Genomic DNA, 16,713 nt, shown 5'->3' with positions numbered 1-16,713 from the left:
CTTTATTTTTTATAAATTATTTATATGAATCCTCAGCAACGTTTATATTGTCCTTAGTTATTCCTACATATGGAACACGGATTGATTTTTTATCATCAAGTTTCCAATTAGTTCCTTCAGTTATCTCTTTTCCATTTACTAAATTCATACAAGAATCCACTAGAGCTTGAGCTTGGTTCTTAGCATCGTTTAATACTGTACCAGCCATTTTACCAGCTTTGATTTTATCTAAAGCTTCAGGAATAGCATCAACACCATATATTGGAACAAACTTTTCAGGAGTTCCATCTAAATATCCTGCTTTTTCAAGAGAAGAAATAGCACCTAAAGCCATTCCATCATTATTACAGATTACCATTTCTATATTGTCACCATTTTTAGCAATCCAAGCATCCATTTTTTCAGTAGCTTTAGTTGAGTCCCACATAGCTGTATCCATTGCTAACTCTTCAGTTTCTATACCAGCCTTGTTTATTGTTTCAATAGAATATTTTGTACGAGCTTCTGCATCAGGGTGACCAGGTTCTCCTTTAAGCATTACATATTGTATTTTTCCATCACCATTTTTGTCCCAAGCAGGATTAGCTTTCCAACCTTCTGCCATTACTTCCCCTTGGATTATTCCTGATTCTTCAGAAGTTGTACCAACATACCAAACCTTGTCGTAGCTTTGCATAACAGCTTCGTCTGGTTCCTTATTAAAGAATACTACTGGTAAGTTGTCTGCCTTAGCTTTATCTACTACAGTAGGAGCAGATTTAGGGTCAACTAAGTTTATTGCAAGAATATCAACACCCTTAGCTATCATAGTGTCTACTTGTTCTATTTGCTTAGATTGATTATTTTGAGAGTCATTCATTAATAACTCGGCTTTTCCATTACAAAGTTTTTCTATATTTCTACGTTGGTATGACATGAAGTTATCTTCAAAACTATAAATTGTAGCTCCTATCTTAGGTGAATCGTTTTCTTTTGGTGTATCACCAGATGATCCAGTAGAGCCTGAACCTCCACCACAACCAACTAAAGTACCCATAGTTAAAGCTGAAATTAAAATTAGTGCTAAACCTTTCTTTTTCATAATAAGTCCTCCCTATTTTACCTTAAAACTTTATTGTAATTTTAAGTAAATTATAACATAAAATGAAAATAAAACAAGGGAAATTTGTTAAAAAATAATAAAGAAAGTATTATTTTATATTTGTTTAGTTAAATTTTATATATTATACAAAGAAAAGGTTAGAAAATTTTAGTAAAAAAATATATAATATAAAATAAGAAAAGTAAGGAGTGATTATGTGGCTACTATTAAAGATATTGCAAAGGGTGCTGGAGTTTCAATAGCTACTGTATCTAGAGTTTTAAATTTAGATGAAACGCTTAACGTATCTGAAGAAACAAGAAAAAAAGTAATGGAAATAGCTGAAGAATTAAATTATGTACCAGTAAAAGAAAGAAAAAATAAAATAAAAAATTACACCATAGGAATAGTTTATTGGTACACAGAAATACAGGAATTAAACGATCCATATTTTCTTTCAATAAGAATGGCTGTTGAGAAAAAGTGTAATGAAGAAAAAATTAAATTTAAACCAATAGATTTTCAAAAGATAATTAATGAAGGGACAAGAGAATATAGGGATTTAGATGGAATATTGGCTATTGGAATATTTGAAGAAGAAGAGATAAGCTTAATGGAGAAGTTATCAAAGAACATAATTTTTGTAGATTCTTCTCCAGAAGAGTGGAAATACGATTCAGTGGTAGTAGATTTTAAGTATGGAGTAAATATTTGTTTAGATTATTTAACATCCTTAGGCCATAAAGATATTGGATATTTAGGTGGTGAATCAATTCCCCATAATGGCAATGAGTCCATAAGAAAGGTAAATTACAGAGAGAAAACCTTTAAAGAATATATGGAGAAAATGGGTAACTATAAAGAAAAGTGGGTTCTAAAGGGCAGATTTTTACCAGAGCATGGTTATGAACTTATGAAGAAGGTATTAAAAGAGAAGGATCTTCCTACAGCATTTTTTATAGCTAGTGATCCTATGGCCATAGGAGCCTACAAAGCAATATTTGAAGAAGGATTAAGAATACCAGAGGATATAAGTATATTAGGTTTTGATGATATATGTACTGCTAAATTTTTAACACCTTCCTTGACAACAATAAAAGTTTTTACAGATCATATGGGAAGTATTGCCGTTGAGACACTTTTAGAGAGAATGAGAACAGGAAGAGAAATAGCTAAGAAAATAGTTTTACCTGTAAAATTAATAGAAAGAGAAAGTTGTAAAAGACTTTAAAGATAAATTTAATTTTATTTACTAAAAGAGACTACATGAAATTTTTTATGTAGTCTCTTTTAGTTATGGTAAAAATAATTTTAAAATATAAATTAAGATTTAAAATAGAGCTTAATATTAAAATAAAGCCTTTATTTTTTCTAAGTTTTTTATGCAGGCATTATATCCATAGTTATAAGCCTCTTCTAATTTAGTTACATCTTTTTCAAAACTTTCAATAGCTTCATCTTCATTTGGTCTTATTATAATCGCCTTACCAGCCTTTTCTAATTCTTCGCAAAATTTTACTGTTTCATTATATTTTATATGTCTTGATAAAAATGTATCTTTTAAGTTAGGGTATTTACGTCCCACTATTTTAGATGCTAACTTATTACTTTTTCCTAAGGTTTTTCTATAACTTTTAGGTCTAGTAAGAACTATTAAGTGTTTTTCATTTCCATCTGCTATAGCTTTTTTTATTGGAATAGGATCTAATAGTCCACCATCATAATATTCATTTCCATTTATTTTTATTGCTGGGAAAAGTATAGGAATAGCGCAAGTTGCTCTTAAAGCCATATATTTTTCATCTTTAACTTTTCCATCTAAGTATTCTGTTTTTCCTGTATTAGCATTTGTAACACCTACTAAAACTTTTCCCTTATAATTTGAAAGTGCATTAAAATCATAAGGGAAGAGTTTATTTGCTAATTCATCAAATACAAAATCTAAACCAAAGATGCTTCTACACTTAAAGAAGTTAGAAAGACTTAAATATCTCTTATCATTTCTATATTTTTTTAATATTTCAATATTTCTTCCTTTTTGATTAGAAAAATATGAAAAACCATTAGTTATTCCTGCTGAAACTCCAATACAATAAGGAAATATTATATTATTATCAAGAAGAGCATCCATAACTCCTGCACTAAAAATAGGACGAAAAGTTCCTCCTTCTAAAACTAAGCTAACCATAAAATATCCTCCTAAGCTTCATCATATATTTAAGATTATAATCCTTAAATTAAAAAAATTCAAAAAAAGGTATGTTGAAAAAGAAGGGTGACTATGGTATCATTTGGATTAGAAAATAGCATAAAAAATAGCTAGGGGGGCCAGTAGTGTCTGGCTGAGATTAGAAATGAAATTTCTTGACCCTTTAACCTGATCTGGTTAATACCAGCGTAGGGAAGCCCAAGATACATATATTTAAATTGATTTTAAAGCATATATAGCCTTAGGGCTGTATATGCTTTTTCTTTTTTAGAAGGAGTGAAAAATATGAGTAAATTATTTAATGCATTAACAATTGCAGGGTCAGATAGTTCAGGGGGAGCAGGAATACAGGCTGATATAAAAGCTTTTTCTGCTAATGGAGTTTACGGAATGAGTATAATAACTGCCATAACAGCTCAGAATACTCAAGGAGTTTTTGGAATAATGGATGTTACTCCTGAAATCATAGAAAAACAAATAGATGTTATTTTTAATGATATAGAAGTAGGTGCCATAAAAATAGGTATGGTATCTAAAATTGAATCAATAAAAGCCATAAGTAATGCTTTAGGAAGAGTAGAAAAATTGCCTCAAATAGTATTAGATCCTGTTATGATTTCAAAAAGTGGATTTAAGCTTTTATCAGATGATGCAAAAAATACTTTAATAGAGAAGTTAATACCTATATCTACTTTGATAACTCCAAATTTACCAGAGGCAGAAGAATTATTAGGCAGAGAAATACTTACAATAGAAGATATGAAAAAGGCAGCCTGTGATCTTAAAAAATTAGGAGCAAAAAATGTTTTAATTAAGGGTGGACATTTAGAAGGAGAGGCTACAGATATTTTATATGATGGTGAAAACTTTATTCTTTTTAATGAAGAGAGAATAAATACAAAGCATACCCATGGAACAGGATGTACCTTATCATCAGCTATTACAGCTAATTTATCAAAGGGAATGAATATAGTTGATTCTGTGAGATGTGGAAAAGAATATATTACAGGTGCTATAAAAAATGGGTTTGAACTTGGAAAGGGTGTTGGACCAACACAGCATTTCTATAAATTTTACTAGGAGGAATAAAAATGGAAGTTTTAAAAAGAGAAAATCCTTTAATACATATGATAACTAATTATGTTACAGTTAATGATTTAGCACAAGTAACCATTAATTATGGAGGCTTGCCTCTTATGGCTACCCATCATGATGAATTAAAAGAGATAACAAAAATGGCTAATGGATTATTAGTTAATATAGGAACTTTAGAGCCTTACCAAATGGAGTCATCAATGATTTCTATGAAAATAGCAAAGGAAAAAGGAATTCCCTCTGTTTTAGATCCAGTAGGTGTACAAGCATCAAAACTTAGAAAAGATTTTGCTAAAAAATTAATACTAGAGGGAGAGCCTTCACTTATAAAGGGTAATTTAGCTGAAATAAAAACCCTTATAGGTGAAACTTCAAATTCAATTGGGATAGATTCCTTTGATGATTCTTTAAGTGAAAATACAAAAAATAAGATAAAGGAATATGCAAGAGAAAGAAATCTTATAGTAGTTGTTTCTGGAGTGGTTGATTTTATAACTAATGGAGAAGAAAGTGCAAGTGTTAAAAATGGAACTTATAAAATGAGTAAAATTACAGGTACTGGATGTATGTTAGGAGCTTTATTAACACTAGCTTTAAGTTTTTATGACCATAAAGATTTAAGATTTAAAGAAGTGGTTAAAGCAGTATCTACATGGGGAATATGTGGAGAATTAGCTGAGGAAAGATTAAGAGAAAAAGAAGGGTTAATGACATTTAAGCATAATCTTTTAGATGAACTTTCAATTATTAATGATGAAACAATAAAGGAAAGGGAGAAGGTTATTTATGATTAATAAAGATTACAAAAAATTATATTTAGTAACAGACTATAGAATTCCCTTTAATGAGCTTTTAGAAAAAACAAAGGAAGCTTTAATTGGAGGGGTATCCATTGTTCAATATAGAGCAAAGAATAAAAAAACTAAAGAAATGTGTAAGGAAGCTAAGGAGTTAAAAAAGCTTTGTGATGAGTTTGGAGCATTATTCTTAGTAAATGATAGAATAGATGTAGCCTTAGCAGTAAAAGCTAATGGAGTTCATATAGGACAAGATGATATGGAAGTTTTCATAGCAAGAGAAATAATGCCAAAGGATGCAGTTATAGGTGTTACTGTTCATAATAAAGAGGAAGCTTTAAAAGCTATAAAAGAGGGAGCAGATAACTTAGGTGTTGGAGCTTTATTTTCAACTAATAGTAAAGATGATGCAACATTAATGACCTTAGAAACCTTAAGAGAGATAAAATCTGTTTCTAATATTCCACTTTATGGAATTGGAGGTATAACTCCTTATAACTTAAATAAGGATATTTTAGAAAATCTAGATGGGGTAGCTGTCATATCTGCTTTGTTAAATAGTGATAATATAAGAGAAAAAAGTAAGGAATTTTTAAATATTCTTAGTAAATAAAAATTTTTGAATATTAAACTTAAAATATGAAATAATCAAAAAGAGGTTCTTAAGTTATAGAATCTCTTTTTTATTTAGAGTTTATTTTATAGTATAATATTTATAATTTAAGGACTATTTTAACTAAACCTTAATTTTAAATAGGTATAAATTTTATTTTACATATGCTTAGTTTAGATGTGGTCTTAATTTTATATAAGTTAGATAAGTAGTGATTTTAGGAGAAGGATATGAGAAGAGAGTTTGAGGTATTAAATAATATTTTTGGATATAGGGACTTTAGAAAAGGGCAACAGGAGGTAATAGATAAGATTTTAAATGGAAAGGATGTATTTTGTATATTACCTACTGGAGGAGGAAAATCTTTATGTTATGAAATACCTGCTTATATTTTTAAAGGAACAACACTTGTTATTTCTCCCTTAATATCTCTTATGAAGGATCAAGTTGATAACTTAAATTCCTTAGGAATTAATGCTGCTTATATAAGTGGAGGAAATGACTTTGAAGAGGTTAAAAATATAATTAGGAAATTCATAAAAGGAGAATTTAAGCTTCTTTATGTATCACCTGAGAGATTAGAAAATAGATATTTTTTAGATAATATAGAAAAAGCTAATATTGCACAAATTGTAGTTGATGAAGCTCACTGCGTATCAATGTGGGGCCATGACTTTAGAAAAAGTTATAGCAAGATAAAACCATTTATTTGTAATTTAAAGAAAAGACCAATTATTACAGCCTTTACAGCTACGGCTACAGAGATAGTTATGAAGGATTCCATTGAACTTTTAGGTCTTTATAATCCCTTTATTTATAAGGGTAGCTTTAGTAGAGATAATTTGGAGATAAATGTATTAAAAGAAGTTGATAAATTAGAAATTATAAGTGAAATTATAAGTGAACATGAGGAAGAGTCAGGAATAATTTATTGCTCAACTAAAAATGAAGTTGAAGAACTTTATAAACATATGCTTTATAGAGGGAAAAGTGTAGGGAAATATCATGGATCCTTAAAAGATAAGGAAAAAAATTATTACCAAGAAGAGTTTTTAAATGATAATTTTAAGGTTATGATTGCCACAAATGCTTTTGGTATGGGAATTGATAAGCCTGATGTTAAGTTTATAATACATTCAACATTTCCAAAAAGTATAGAAAATTATTATCAAGAAATAGGCCGTGGAGGAAGAGATGGAAGCTTAGCTAAGTGTTATCTCCTTTATTCAGAGCAAGATATAAGGGTTATGGATTATTTGATAAGTTCAACTACAGAAATATCTAGAAGAACTATAGAACTTAAAAAACTAGAAAAAATAATAGAGTTTTGTAATTATGATAAGTGTCTTAGAAAATATATTTTAGATTATTTTGGAGAGGAAAATTCCATAAAGTATTGCAATAATTGTACTAACTGCTTAAAAAATAGTGATTTAATAGATATGACATTAGAGGCACAAAAAATATTATCATGTATATATAGAACAAAGGAAGCCTTTGGAGAAAGTGTTTTAATAGATATTTTAAGGGGGATTCATGGGCCAAAGATTGAAAAATATAAGCTATATGAGCTTTCAACCTTTGGAATAATGAAAGAATATACAAGTAAGTATATAAAGGACATAATAAAGGAGCTTTTATCTATTAAGGCTTTAGAGAGAAAAGAAGGAACATATTCTATGCTAAAGTTAAATAGAAAATCTATAGGAATATTAAAGGGAGAAGAAAAGGTACTTTTAGAGGTTAATAATAATGAAGAAAGCATGTGCATGGATTTAGAACTTTTCAAGAAGCTTCGTATTTTAAGAAAAGATATATCAAGAAGAGAAGGAGTAAAACCATACATAGTTTTTACAGATTCAATGATTATGGAGATAATAAATAAAAATCCTAAAAGTAAAGAGGATTTAAAAAATATTAGGGGTTTTGGAGAGCAGAAAATAACAAAGTATGGCCCTTTTATTCTTACAACTTTAAGAGATTATGAAAAGTATGGAAAAAGAAATTAGTTTTACTAATTTCTTTTTTGTTTTATAAGGATATTTTGTCATAGAACATAATAGATAAGGAATATATTTAGGGTAAAGGAGGGATTACAATGGATTTTAAAGAGTTTATAAAAAGCGATAGGGAAAAACATAATAAGCAGAAGTTTAAGGGAACATTTCTTGATTATTTAGAAATTGTAAAAAATAATCCTGATGTTGCAAAACTTTCTCATAAAAGGATTTATGATCTTATTATGGATAAGGGCTTTGAAATATTAAGACCTGAGGAAAATGCAAAAATTAAAAAGATATATGGTAATGAAAAAATAAAGAGATATAACTTTTTTAAAGAAGATTTTTATGGAATTGATACAGTTGTGATGAAATTAATGAATTATTTTCATTCAGCTTCAATGAGGGGAGAAGAAGCAAGACAAGTATTATACTTAGTAGGACCTGTAGGAGCTGGTAAATCCTCTTTAGTAGAATCAATTAAAAGAGTTTTAGAAACAGCACCGCCAGTATATGTTTTAGATGGATGTCCTATGCATGAAGAGCCACTGCATTTAATACCTAAACATTTAAGAAAAGAATTTGGGGATATGTTAGGTGTTGAGATTGAAGGAGATTTATGTCCAGTTTGTAAGTATAGATTATTAAATGAATTTGGTGGAGAATATGAAAAGTTTCCAGTTTCAACAAAGAATTTTTCAATTCGTTCTAGAAAAGGAATTGGAGTTGTACCTCCAGTAGATCCTAATAACCAAGATACCTCAATTTTAACAGGATCTATTGATATTTCTAAAATGGACATGTATCCAGAGGATGATCCAAGAATATTCTCATTAAACGGTGCATTTAATGTTGGTAATAGAGGGTTAGTTGAATTTATTGAAGTATTTAAAAATGATGTGGAATATTTACACACCATAATAACTGCAACTCAAGAAAAATCTATTCCTTCACCAGGTAAGGGATCAATGATTTATTTTGATGGACTTATAATAGCTCACTCTAATGAAGCTGAGTGGAATAAATTTAAATCAGATCATACTAATGAAGCAATCTTAGATAGAATAGTAAAAATTGAAGTTCCATATTGTTTAGAGCTTAGTGAAGAAATTAAAATTTATGAAAAAATATTAAAGAAATCTAATTTTGATGCTCATATAGCTCCTCATACTATGGAAATTGCTTCAATGTTTGCTATATTAACAAGATTACTTCCTTCTATGAAAGTTGATCCAATTACTAAACTTAAACTTTATAATGGAGAGGAAATTGTTGAAAAGGGAACAACTAAGAGAATTGATGTTTTAGAGTTAAAAGAAGAAGCTGGAACCATGGAAGGCATGAAGGGAATTTCAACAAGATTTATTATAAAGGCAATAGATAATGCTCTATCAAATGCAGAGCATAAGTGTATAAATCCATTAAGCGTTATGGAAAGTATAATAAAATCTGTTAAGGATATGGATATATCTCAAGAGGATAAGAAGAAATATTTAGGATATATTCAAGATACCATAAGAAAAGAATATAATAAGATTCTTGAAAAAGAAATTACAAAGGCATTTATTCACTCTTTTAAGGAGCAAGCAGAAAGTTTATTTAATAATTATATAGATAATGCAGAGGCTTATGTAAATAAAACAAAACTTAAGGATTCTTCAACTAGTGAAGAGTTAGAGCCAGATGAAGAATTTATGAGAAGCATAGAGGAACAAATAGGAATATCAGAATCTTCTTCCAAGGGATTTAGGGCAGATGTAACATCATATATGTTCTATATAGTTAGAAGTGGCGGAAAAATGGACTATAGATCTTATGAACCACTAAAAGAAGCTATTGAAAAGAAACTAACAGCTTCAGTTAAGGATTTATCAAGAATAATAACTAAATCTAGAGTAAGAGATAAAGATCAAGATAGAAAGTATAATTCAATGGTAAATCAAATGGAGAAAAATGGTTATTGTCCACATTGCTGCGATGTAATATTAAAATATGCAGCTAATAACCTATGGAAGGATTAAAATATGGCCATATTTAGAGATCAAGCAGAAAACCATGTAGAACATGATAGATCTATAGAGGATAGAAGACGTCACAGGCAGTTAGTAGAAAAATCTATTAAAGAAAATTTAGGAGATATACTTTCAGAGGAGAGCATAATTGGAGAGACTAAAAATAAAAAATATAAAATTCCTATTAGAGGAATAAAGGAATATCAATTTATTTATGGTGCAAATAATAAAGGGGTCACAACAGGTACTGGAGAAGAAAGACGAGGGGATAGAATTTCTAGTGATAAGAGAAAAGCTATTTCTAATAATAAAGCAGGAAATCAGGAGGGAAAGGATATATATGAAACTGAGATAACCTTAGAGGAACTTATGGATTATATAGTTGAGGATCTTGATTTACCTAACTTAGATAGGAAGAAGTACTCTGAAATAATAGTTGAAAGTGCAGCTAAAAAAAGAGGATATCAAAAATATGGTGTAAGGCCAAGGCTTGCAAAGAAAAAAACTGTTATGTGTAAAATAGCTAGAAAACAAGGAAAAAAAAGAGCATTGCGTGAAATAGGAGAAGAAGCGGAAATAGGAAGATTTCCTTTTAGAGAAGATGACTTAAGATATTATAAAGTGAAAAAACATCCTAAAAAAGAAAGCAATGCTGTAATGATTTTTATAATGGACGTTTCAGGTTCTATGGATAACACTAAAAAATATTTAGCTAGATCATTTTTCTTTGTTTTATCTAGGTTTATAAGGAGAAAATATAATAATGTAGCCTTTGAATTCATATCTCATACTACTACAGCTAAGAATGTTAATGAATATGAGTTTTTCCACAAAGGGGAATCTGGAGGAACGTATATATCTTCGGGAATAAATGCTGCCATAGATTTAATAAAAGAAAAGTATAACCCAGGCGTTTGGAATATATATCCTTTCTATGCTTCAGACGGCGATAACTGGAGTGAGGATAATGAAAAGGCTATGGAAGCTGTAAATGAAATTTCAGATTTAAGTAATATGTTTGGATATATAGAGCTTTTACCATCCACTTATTCCACTACAATGTTCTACAGATTTAAAAAAGAAATAAGTAAGAAAAATTTTGTCTCTGTAACTGTAAAGGAAAAGAAGGATCTGTGGAATGCTATAAAATATATGCTATCTGAAGAACTACAGGAAAAGAATAAGGAATGAGAGTTTTAAGATAAGGGGCTTTAAATATGGATTATAATTTAAAAGATTTAGAAGGATGGAACAATAAGATAGAAGAAATAGCAAAGAGTGAAGGACTAGATTATTATCCTCAGGAATATGAAATTATAGGCTATAATGAAATGCTAAGTTATGAAGCATATGTAGGAATGCCTTCTAAATATCCACATTGGAGTTATGGTAAGGCTTATGAAAAGAATAAAACCTTATATTCATTAAATATGACAGGATTACCATATGAGATGGTTATAAATTCTAATCCTTGCCTAGCTTATTTAATGAAGGATAACACTTTATTGCTTCAAATATTAACTATGGCTCATGTATATGGTCATAATGATTTCTTTAAAAATAATAGATTGTTTAAAGAAGGAACAGATGCAAATAATGCTTTAGAAATGTTTAAGCTAGATGCAGATACTATAAGAGGATATATAAATGATCCAAGTATAGGTTATAGCCAAGTTGAAAGAATATTAGATTCTGCTCATTCCATAAGATATCAAGTGCCAAGGGTTATAGGTGAAAAGAGGGAGTCGCAAGATGAGCAGAGAAAAAGAGTATTAGAGATATTTAATAAGAAAAAAGAAAATAGAGGTATTTTAGACTCTATGGAAGAAATACTTCCTCCTGATATAAGTAAAATTCCACTTAATCCAGATGATGATATTATTCAGTTTATAATAGACTATAGTAATTTAGAAGAGTGGGAAAAAAATATTCTAAAAATAGTTAGAAGAGAAAGCTTATACTTTTTACCACAAATAGAGACTAAGATAATGAATGAAGGCTGGGCAAGTTATTGGCATTATAATATTTTGAAAAAGTTAAATTTACCACAGGGACTTCATTTAGAGTTTTTAAAAAGACATAATGATGTTGTGGCTCCTGTTTCTTATGGACTTAACCCTTATTATATAGGTTTTAGAATTTTTCAGGATATAGAAAAAAGGTATGGCAGAGAAAAGATCTTTGAAGTAAGAGCATTAGAAAGAGATAATTCCTTTATAAGAAAATATTTAACTAGGGAGCTTTGTGAGGAGCTTAATTTATTCCAGTATGTTAAAAAGGGATTTGATTATGTTGTAGAGGAAGTTTCTGATGATTTAGGATGGAAGAGTATTAGGAATCTTATTGCAGATGAATGCGGTGTAAGCTCTATTCCACATATTAGAGTTAGAGAGCTAAATAAAAAAGATATGACTTTAAATTTAGAGCATGTTTTTGATGGAAGAGAATTAGAAGCTAATTATGCAAAGAAAACCTTAAAGTATATAAATATTTTATGGGGAAGAAAGGTAAATTTAAGTAGTAAGGGTAAAGATGGGTCAGATATATTATTTATGTGTGATGAATAGGAAAAAACTTTCATATTATAGAATATAAATAATATAAAATATGGAGTTAATATGAAAAGTTTAAAAGGATCTCAAACTGAAAAAAATCTTTACAAAACCTTTGCAGGAGAATGTCGTGCTCGAACAAAATATAATTTATTTGCTGAAGAGGCAAGAGAGGAAGAACAACATTGGATAGCAGATATCTTTGATGAAACTGCTAAGAATGAATATGCTCATGCTAGAGAAGTTTTTAGAAGATTTTTAGGTAATGTAGGAGACATACTAGATAACCTTATGGTAGCAGCTATGGGGGAAAGTGATGAATTTAAAGAAATATATAAAGAGTTTGAAGAAACAGCACGTAGTGAAGGCTATGAGGAAATAGCAGACTTTTTTAAGGAACTTAGAGAGGTAGAGGAATCTCATAATGAAAGATATATGGACTTTTATGATAAGGTTAAATCAAAAAGTTTATATTCATCAAAAGAACCTGTGAAATGGGTATGTACAAATTGTGGATATATCCATGAAGGAAAAGAAGCTCCAATGAATTGTCCTCTATGTAGATTCCCTCAAGGATACTTTAGACTTTTAAATGAATGTTAGTATTAAAGAGGAGAATTTTAAATGGGACAAATCGAGATTTTTAGAAAACATTTTAAAGAAGTTAATAATTTAAGTGTTGTTTTAAGTAGTTATGCTAATACCTATAGACTTTTAGTTGGAGCTGCTGGAGAATTAAATAATATATCCAAAGTTAGAAAGAGAGATTTAGATGATGCCTTAGATAGAGTTGATGAAATGGGAAAGATAATAGATTCTATTTTAGAGGTCATTAAGGATAATGAAGAAGCTTATATTAAGTATATAAAACTTAAATCTAAATTTATAATGGAAAAGGCTTCAAAGGATATAATACAAACTGAAGTAGAGCAGGACTTACTTTTTGAAAACTCTAATAGAGAGGAAGAAGAATAAATAATAAAAAATCCTATTAAAGAAAATTCTTTAATAGGATTTTTTGTTAAAATTTCTTTAATTGTAAATTACTAACCATTAAGTAAGAGAATACAACTAAAATTACTACTGGGAATAAAATATTTAAAGTAAACTTTATTGATAATAAAATAAATAAAGCAACAACAGCTCCAGCAATAGTTATAGGTACTCCTCTAAATACACCGTCAAATTCAGTTGCATTGTATCTAGCTAATCTGAAAGCTCCACAAATAGGGAAGCAAAGTAATAATGCATAACCTATAATTCCCATAGGACCTAAAGATTCAAAATTATAAAATACAAAAGTTAATACTGATGGTGCCACACCAAATGATACTAAATCCGCTAAAGAATCTAGTTCCTTACCAAGATCACTAGAAACATTTAAATAACGAGCAACTCTTCCGTCATATCTATCAACTAATCCAGCAAGAAGTATAAATATTGCTGCTAATAAATACTCTGATTTAAATGTTGCTAATAATGATAATATACCAAAAGATAGGTTTATAAAAGTAAATATATTTGGTATACTACTTTTTCTCATATAATCACTCCTAATAAAAATATTAACAATAATAAAATTATATTAATGTAAATCCCAAAATTAAATATATCTTAGAACAAAATAACTTTGGACTAATTGTGAATAAAAAGTTAAAACATAGATATTATTGCATAATTTTTAGTATAAGTCAAAATGTAATTACTTATACAGCATTATCGACAATAGGATTAACAAATGATATAATTTTATAATATTGTAGGGTTTGTATAATATATTAAAAATGATACCATTAATTGAAAGAAATATCAATTTAATTTATTTATAGTAAGTAATTAAAAGTGGAGGGTAAGACATTGAAGAAAGTAAGATTTATATATAACCCATATTCGGGAGAGAATGCTATTTTAAAGGAACTTGATAAAATAATCACTATGCATCAGGATAAGGGATATACTATAGTTCCCTATAGAATTCAAAGGGGAGTAGATGTAATAAATGCTCTAGATATAGTAGATTCTACTTATGAATACATACTTATTGCAGGTGGAGATGGAACTATAGACACTGTTGTAAATGCTATGAAAAAAAGAGGAATAGAAATTCCAATAGGAATTATTCCAGTGGGAACAGCAAATGACTTTGCAAAACATTTAGGTATGCCTCAAGATGCAGGTGCATGTGTTGAGCAAATATTAGATTCTTATGCAGTTGGAGTAGACCTAGGTAAGGTAAATGATAATTACTTTGTAAATGTATTATCTACAGGATTATTTACTGATGTATCTCAAAAAACAGATACAAATTTAAAAAATACAATAGGTAAATTAGCATATTATTTAAAAGGTTTAGAAGAATTGCCTAACTTTAGAAAACTAGATGTTAAAATAACTGCTAATGGCAAGGTGTTTAATGAGCCTATATATTTAATGCTTGTGTTTAATGGTCAAACAGCAGGAAACTTTAAATTAGCAACTAAGGCTAAGGTTCAGGATGGACTTTTAGATATAGTTATATTTAAGGCTTGTCATATTCCAGAATTAATACCTATGTTTATAAAGGTATTAAAGGGAGAACACTTAGAAGATTCTAGAATTGAGTATATAAGAACAGATGAGCTTCTTATAGAATCTGATGAGGAAATAGTTACAGATATAGATGGAGAGAGAGGGCCAGATTTCCCATTAAGAGTTCAATGTATTAAAGATGGAATACAAGTTTTAGGAATAAATAAGTAATATAAATAATAACTTATAGTAATGAGATTTAATATGTAAACAAGATAGGTGAGAAATAAATTAGGAGGAATTATGAATCAAACATTTATTTATTACACAGTATTGTTTCTTATAATTTTCATTACTATAAGTAATTTAGTAGAAAATTATAGGTATTCACCTAAAAAAATAAAAAATATAATAGGTATAGCTTTTTTGTTGCAAATTATAAGAATCGTATCCTTAATAGCATTAGCTTTAGTAAGTGATCAAAGGTATATAAGTTTATTTAAATATGTAGGTTTTTTAGATATAATATATATTCCTTTAATGGCATTAATAGCCTTTTATATTTTACTTAGAAGTGACAAGATAAATTTTCAGTTTTTTAAATTTGCACCAATGGTATTAACAGGATTTTATATTGGAGTAATAACTATTTTTAAACCTTTTTTTAAGATGTCTTGGGAATATGGTTACGTAATTACAACGGAAAAACAAATTTTACTTAAATCCATATATATTCTTTTTTTAGTAGCTATATTAAGCTTTTTAATACTTTTTAAAAAGGAAAACCATTCTGATAAAAAAGGTATAGTATTTTTAGGGGTGACCTTAGCTTTTATAATAATAGAAAACTCCTTAGAATTATTAGGAGTTAGATTTTTAAATGGTGCTATAATTAGTGAGCTAATATTATGTATTTTAGGTTTTTATATAGTTTTAACTTTTAAGAAAAATAGAATTTCTATAAGGGACTGTATCAAGAGTTAATAATAAAACTTATAAACAGATTCTGAGAATTACTAGATTCTAAGTGAAAGTCAAAGTCTAGTAATTCTCTTTATACTATTTATAAGTTTTGCTTAAGTAATTTTGATACATTCCCTTATTTTTTGAGGTAATAATAGAGTAAAAATAAAATTTAAAAAGTTAAGTGGATTAGATCCAAAACTCTTTTGAAGGTATATCCTCTAATATTTTTCCAGAATCTAATTTTATAATTCTTGAAGAGACCTCTTTTGCAAATTCCATATCATGAGTTATTATTAATACTCCAATATTTTCCTTAGCTAAGGATTTTATAATATTTGAAACATCCTTAGTTAAAGATGGGTCTAAGGCTGAGGTAGGTTCATCAAAACATATATATTTAGGGTTTAACATTAAAGCTCTAGAAATGGCAACTCTTTGTTTTTGCCCACCTGATAGTTCACAAGGGTAAGATCTAGCTTTATCTTCTAAAGAAAGTTTAGAAAGAATTTGCAATGCTTTTTTAGTAGCCTCTTCTAGGGAAAGGTTTAGAGTGTGCATTGGAGCTAAAATTAAGTTTTCTAAAATATTCATATGAGGAAAAAGATTGAAGGTTTGAAATACTAGTCCTATTTTTTTGTGAATTTCTTTTTGTGCTTTGGAATCTTTATATATTCCCTTCTCGCAAATTTTTAAAGAATCTAAGGTTATATCTCCAAAGTCACAGGTTTCAAGTCCATTTAAAATTCTAAGTATCGTTGTTTTACCAGCTCCAGAGGGGCCTAGTAAGGTTAATATTTCTCCTTCCTTAAGAGTAAAGGAGATGTTTTCTAATATTTTATTACCCTTAAAGGATTTCTCTAAGTTTTTTATTTCTATCATT

At 28.7% G+C, this 16,713-nt stretch carries 16 protein-coding genes and 1 riboswitch; of the genes, 12 read left to right on the top strand and 4 right to left on the bottom strand.

Annotated elements, in window-relative coordinates; genetic code table 11:
- Positions 1–16: 16 nt before the first annotated feature.
- Positions 17–1,081, bottom strand: a complete 1,065-nt coding sequence (gene mglB / locus CPF_RS07530; RefSeq protein ID WP_003477945.1) for a galactose/glucose ABC transporter substrate-binding protein MglB — start codon at positions 1,079–1,081, stop codon at positions 17–19.
- A gap of 217 nt (positions 1,082–1,298) precedes the next feature.
- Between mglB and CPF_RS07525 the strand changes: the two genes are divergently transcribed.
- Positions 1,299–2,312, top strand: coding sequence for a LacI family DNA-binding transcriptional regulator (locus CPF_RS07525; RefSeq protein WP_003470312.1), 1,014 nt, complete (start codon positions 1,299–1,301; stop codon positions 2,310–2,312).
- 117 nt (positions 2,313–2,429) lie between these two features.
- On the opposite strand, the gene CPF_RS07520 is transcribed toward CPF_RS07525, so the two are convergent.
- Positions 2,430–3,269: a patatin-like phospholipase family protein gene (locus tag CPF_RS07520; RefSeq protein WP_003460605.1), complete on the bottom strand. Its 840-nt coding sequence runs from the start codon at positions 3,267–3,269 to the stop codon at positions 2,430–2,432.
- A 123-nt stretch (positions 3,270–3,392) separates the two neighbouring features.
- Positions 3,393–3,502, top strand: a riboswitch (TPP riboswitch).
- Between the two features lie 73 nt (positions 3,503–3,575).
- On the opposite strand from CPF_RS07520, the gene thiD reads away from it, so the two are divergent.
- The 9 genes from thiD (at position 3,576) to CPF_RS07475 (ending at position 13,334) form a co-directional block, all read left to right on the top strand.
- Positions 3,576–4,370 carry a bifunctional hydroxymethylpyrimidine kinase/phosphomethylpyrimidine kinase gene (gene thiD / locus CPF_RS07515; protein WP_011590758.1) on the top strand — a complete coding sequence of 265 codons (795 nt, stop codon included), beginning with the start codon at positions 3,576–3,578 and terminating at the stop codon, positions 4,368–4,370.
- Between the two features lie 11 nt (positions 4,371–4,381).
- On the top strand, positions 4,382–5,179 hold the full coding sequence (gene thiM / locus CPF_RS07510; RefSeq protein ID WP_003460606.1) for a hydroxyethylthiazole kinase: 798 nt from the start codon (positions 4,382–4,384) through the stop codon (positions 5,177–5,179).
- A complete protein-coding gene (thiE, locus tag CPF_RS07505) occupies positions 5,172–5,795 on the top strand; it encodes a thiamine phosphate synthase (protein WP_003460600.1) in 624 nt (207 codons plus the stop codon). Before thiM ends, thiE begins: the two co-directional genes overlap by 8 nt.
- Positions 5,796–6,025: 230 nt before the next feature.
- Positions 6,026–7,804, top strand: a complete 1,779-nt coding sequence (recQ, locus tag CPF_RS07500; protein WP_011590757.1) for a DNA helicase RecQ — start codon at positions 6,026–6,028, stop codon at positions 7,802–7,804.
- An 89-nt stretch (positions 7,805–7,893) separates the two neighbouring features.
- Positions 7,894–9,816 carry a PrkA family serine protein kinase gene (locus tag CPF_RS07495; protein ID WP_003460607.1) on the top strand — a complete coding sequence of 641 codons (1,923 nt, stop codon included), beginning with the start codon at positions 7,894–7,896 and terminating at the stop codon, positions 9,814–9,816.
- Between the two features lie 3 nt (positions 9,817–9,819).
- Positions 9,820–10,998, top strand: a complete 1,179-nt coding sequence (gene yhbH / locus CPF_RS07490) for a sporulation protein YhbH (protein WP_003460597.1) — start codon at positions 9,820–9,822, stop codon at positions 10,996–10,998.
- A 26-nt stretch (positions 10,999–11,024) separates the two neighbouring features.
- On the top strand, positions 11,025–12,374 hold the full coding sequence (locus tag CPF_RS07485; protein WP_003460596.1) for a SpoVR family protein: 1,350 nt from the start codon (positions 11,025–11,027) through the stop codon (positions 12,372–12,374).
- Between the two features lie 51 nt (positions 12,375–12,425).
- Positions 12,426–12,962 (top strand): rubrerythrin family protein, encoded by a 537-nt coding sequence (locus CPF_RS07480; protein WP_003460610.1) that lies wholly within the window; start codon positions 12,426–12,428, stop codon positions 12,960–12,962.
- 21 nt (positions 12,963–12,983) lie between these two features.
- On the top strand, positions 12,984–13,334 hold the full coding sequence (locus tag CPF_RS07475; RefSeq protein WP_003453576.1) for a hypothetical protein: 351 nt from the start codon (positions 12,984–12,986) through the stop codon (positions 13,332–13,334).
- Between the two features lie 46 nt (positions 13,335–13,380).
- On the opposite strand, the gene pssA is transcribed toward CPF_RS07475, so the two are convergent.
- Positions 13,381–13,902, bottom strand: coding sequence for a CDP-diacylglycerol--serine O-phosphatidyltransferase (gene pssA, locus CPF_RS07470; protein ID WP_003453570.1), 522 nt, complete (start codon positions 13,900–13,902; stop codon positions 13,381–13,383).
- Positions 13,903–14,216: 314 nt separating this feature from the next.
- Between pssA and CPF_RS07465 the strand changes: the two genes are divergently transcribed.
- The gene (locus CPF_RS07465; RefSeq protein ID WP_003460604.1) at positions 14,217–15,098 is read left to right on the top strand and encodes a YegS/Rv2252/BmrU family lipid kinase; all 882 of its coding nucleotides are present in this window, start codon (positions 14,217–14,219) and stop codon (positions 15,096–15,098) included.
- 72 nt (positions 15,099–15,170) lie between these two features.
- On the top strand, positions 15,171–15,851 hold the full coding sequence (locus CPF_RS07460; RefSeq protein WP_011590755.1) for a hypothetical protein: 681 nt from the start codon (positions 15,171–15,173) through the stop codon (positions 15,849–15,851).
- A 168-nt stretch (positions 15,852–16,019) separates the two neighbouring features.
- Here the strand turns inward: CPF_RS07460 and CPF_RS07455 are convergent, their stop codons facing one another.
- Positions 16,020–16,712: an amino acid ABC transporter ATP-binding protein gene (locus CPF_RS07455; protein WP_011590754.1), complete on the bottom strand. Its 693-nt coding sequence runs from the start codon at positions 16,710–16,712 to the stop codon at positions 16,020–16,022.
- Position 16,713: the final 1 nt, after the last annotated feature.

Source organism: Clostridium perfringens ATCC 13124 (assembly GCF_000013285.1).
Taxonomy (GTDB): domain Bacteria; phylum Bacillota; class Clostridia; order Clostridiales; family Clostridiaceae; genus Sarcina; species Sarcina perfringens.
Note: the sequence above shows the minus strand (reverse complement) of the source record. Positions and strands in the feature narration are given on the sequence as shown.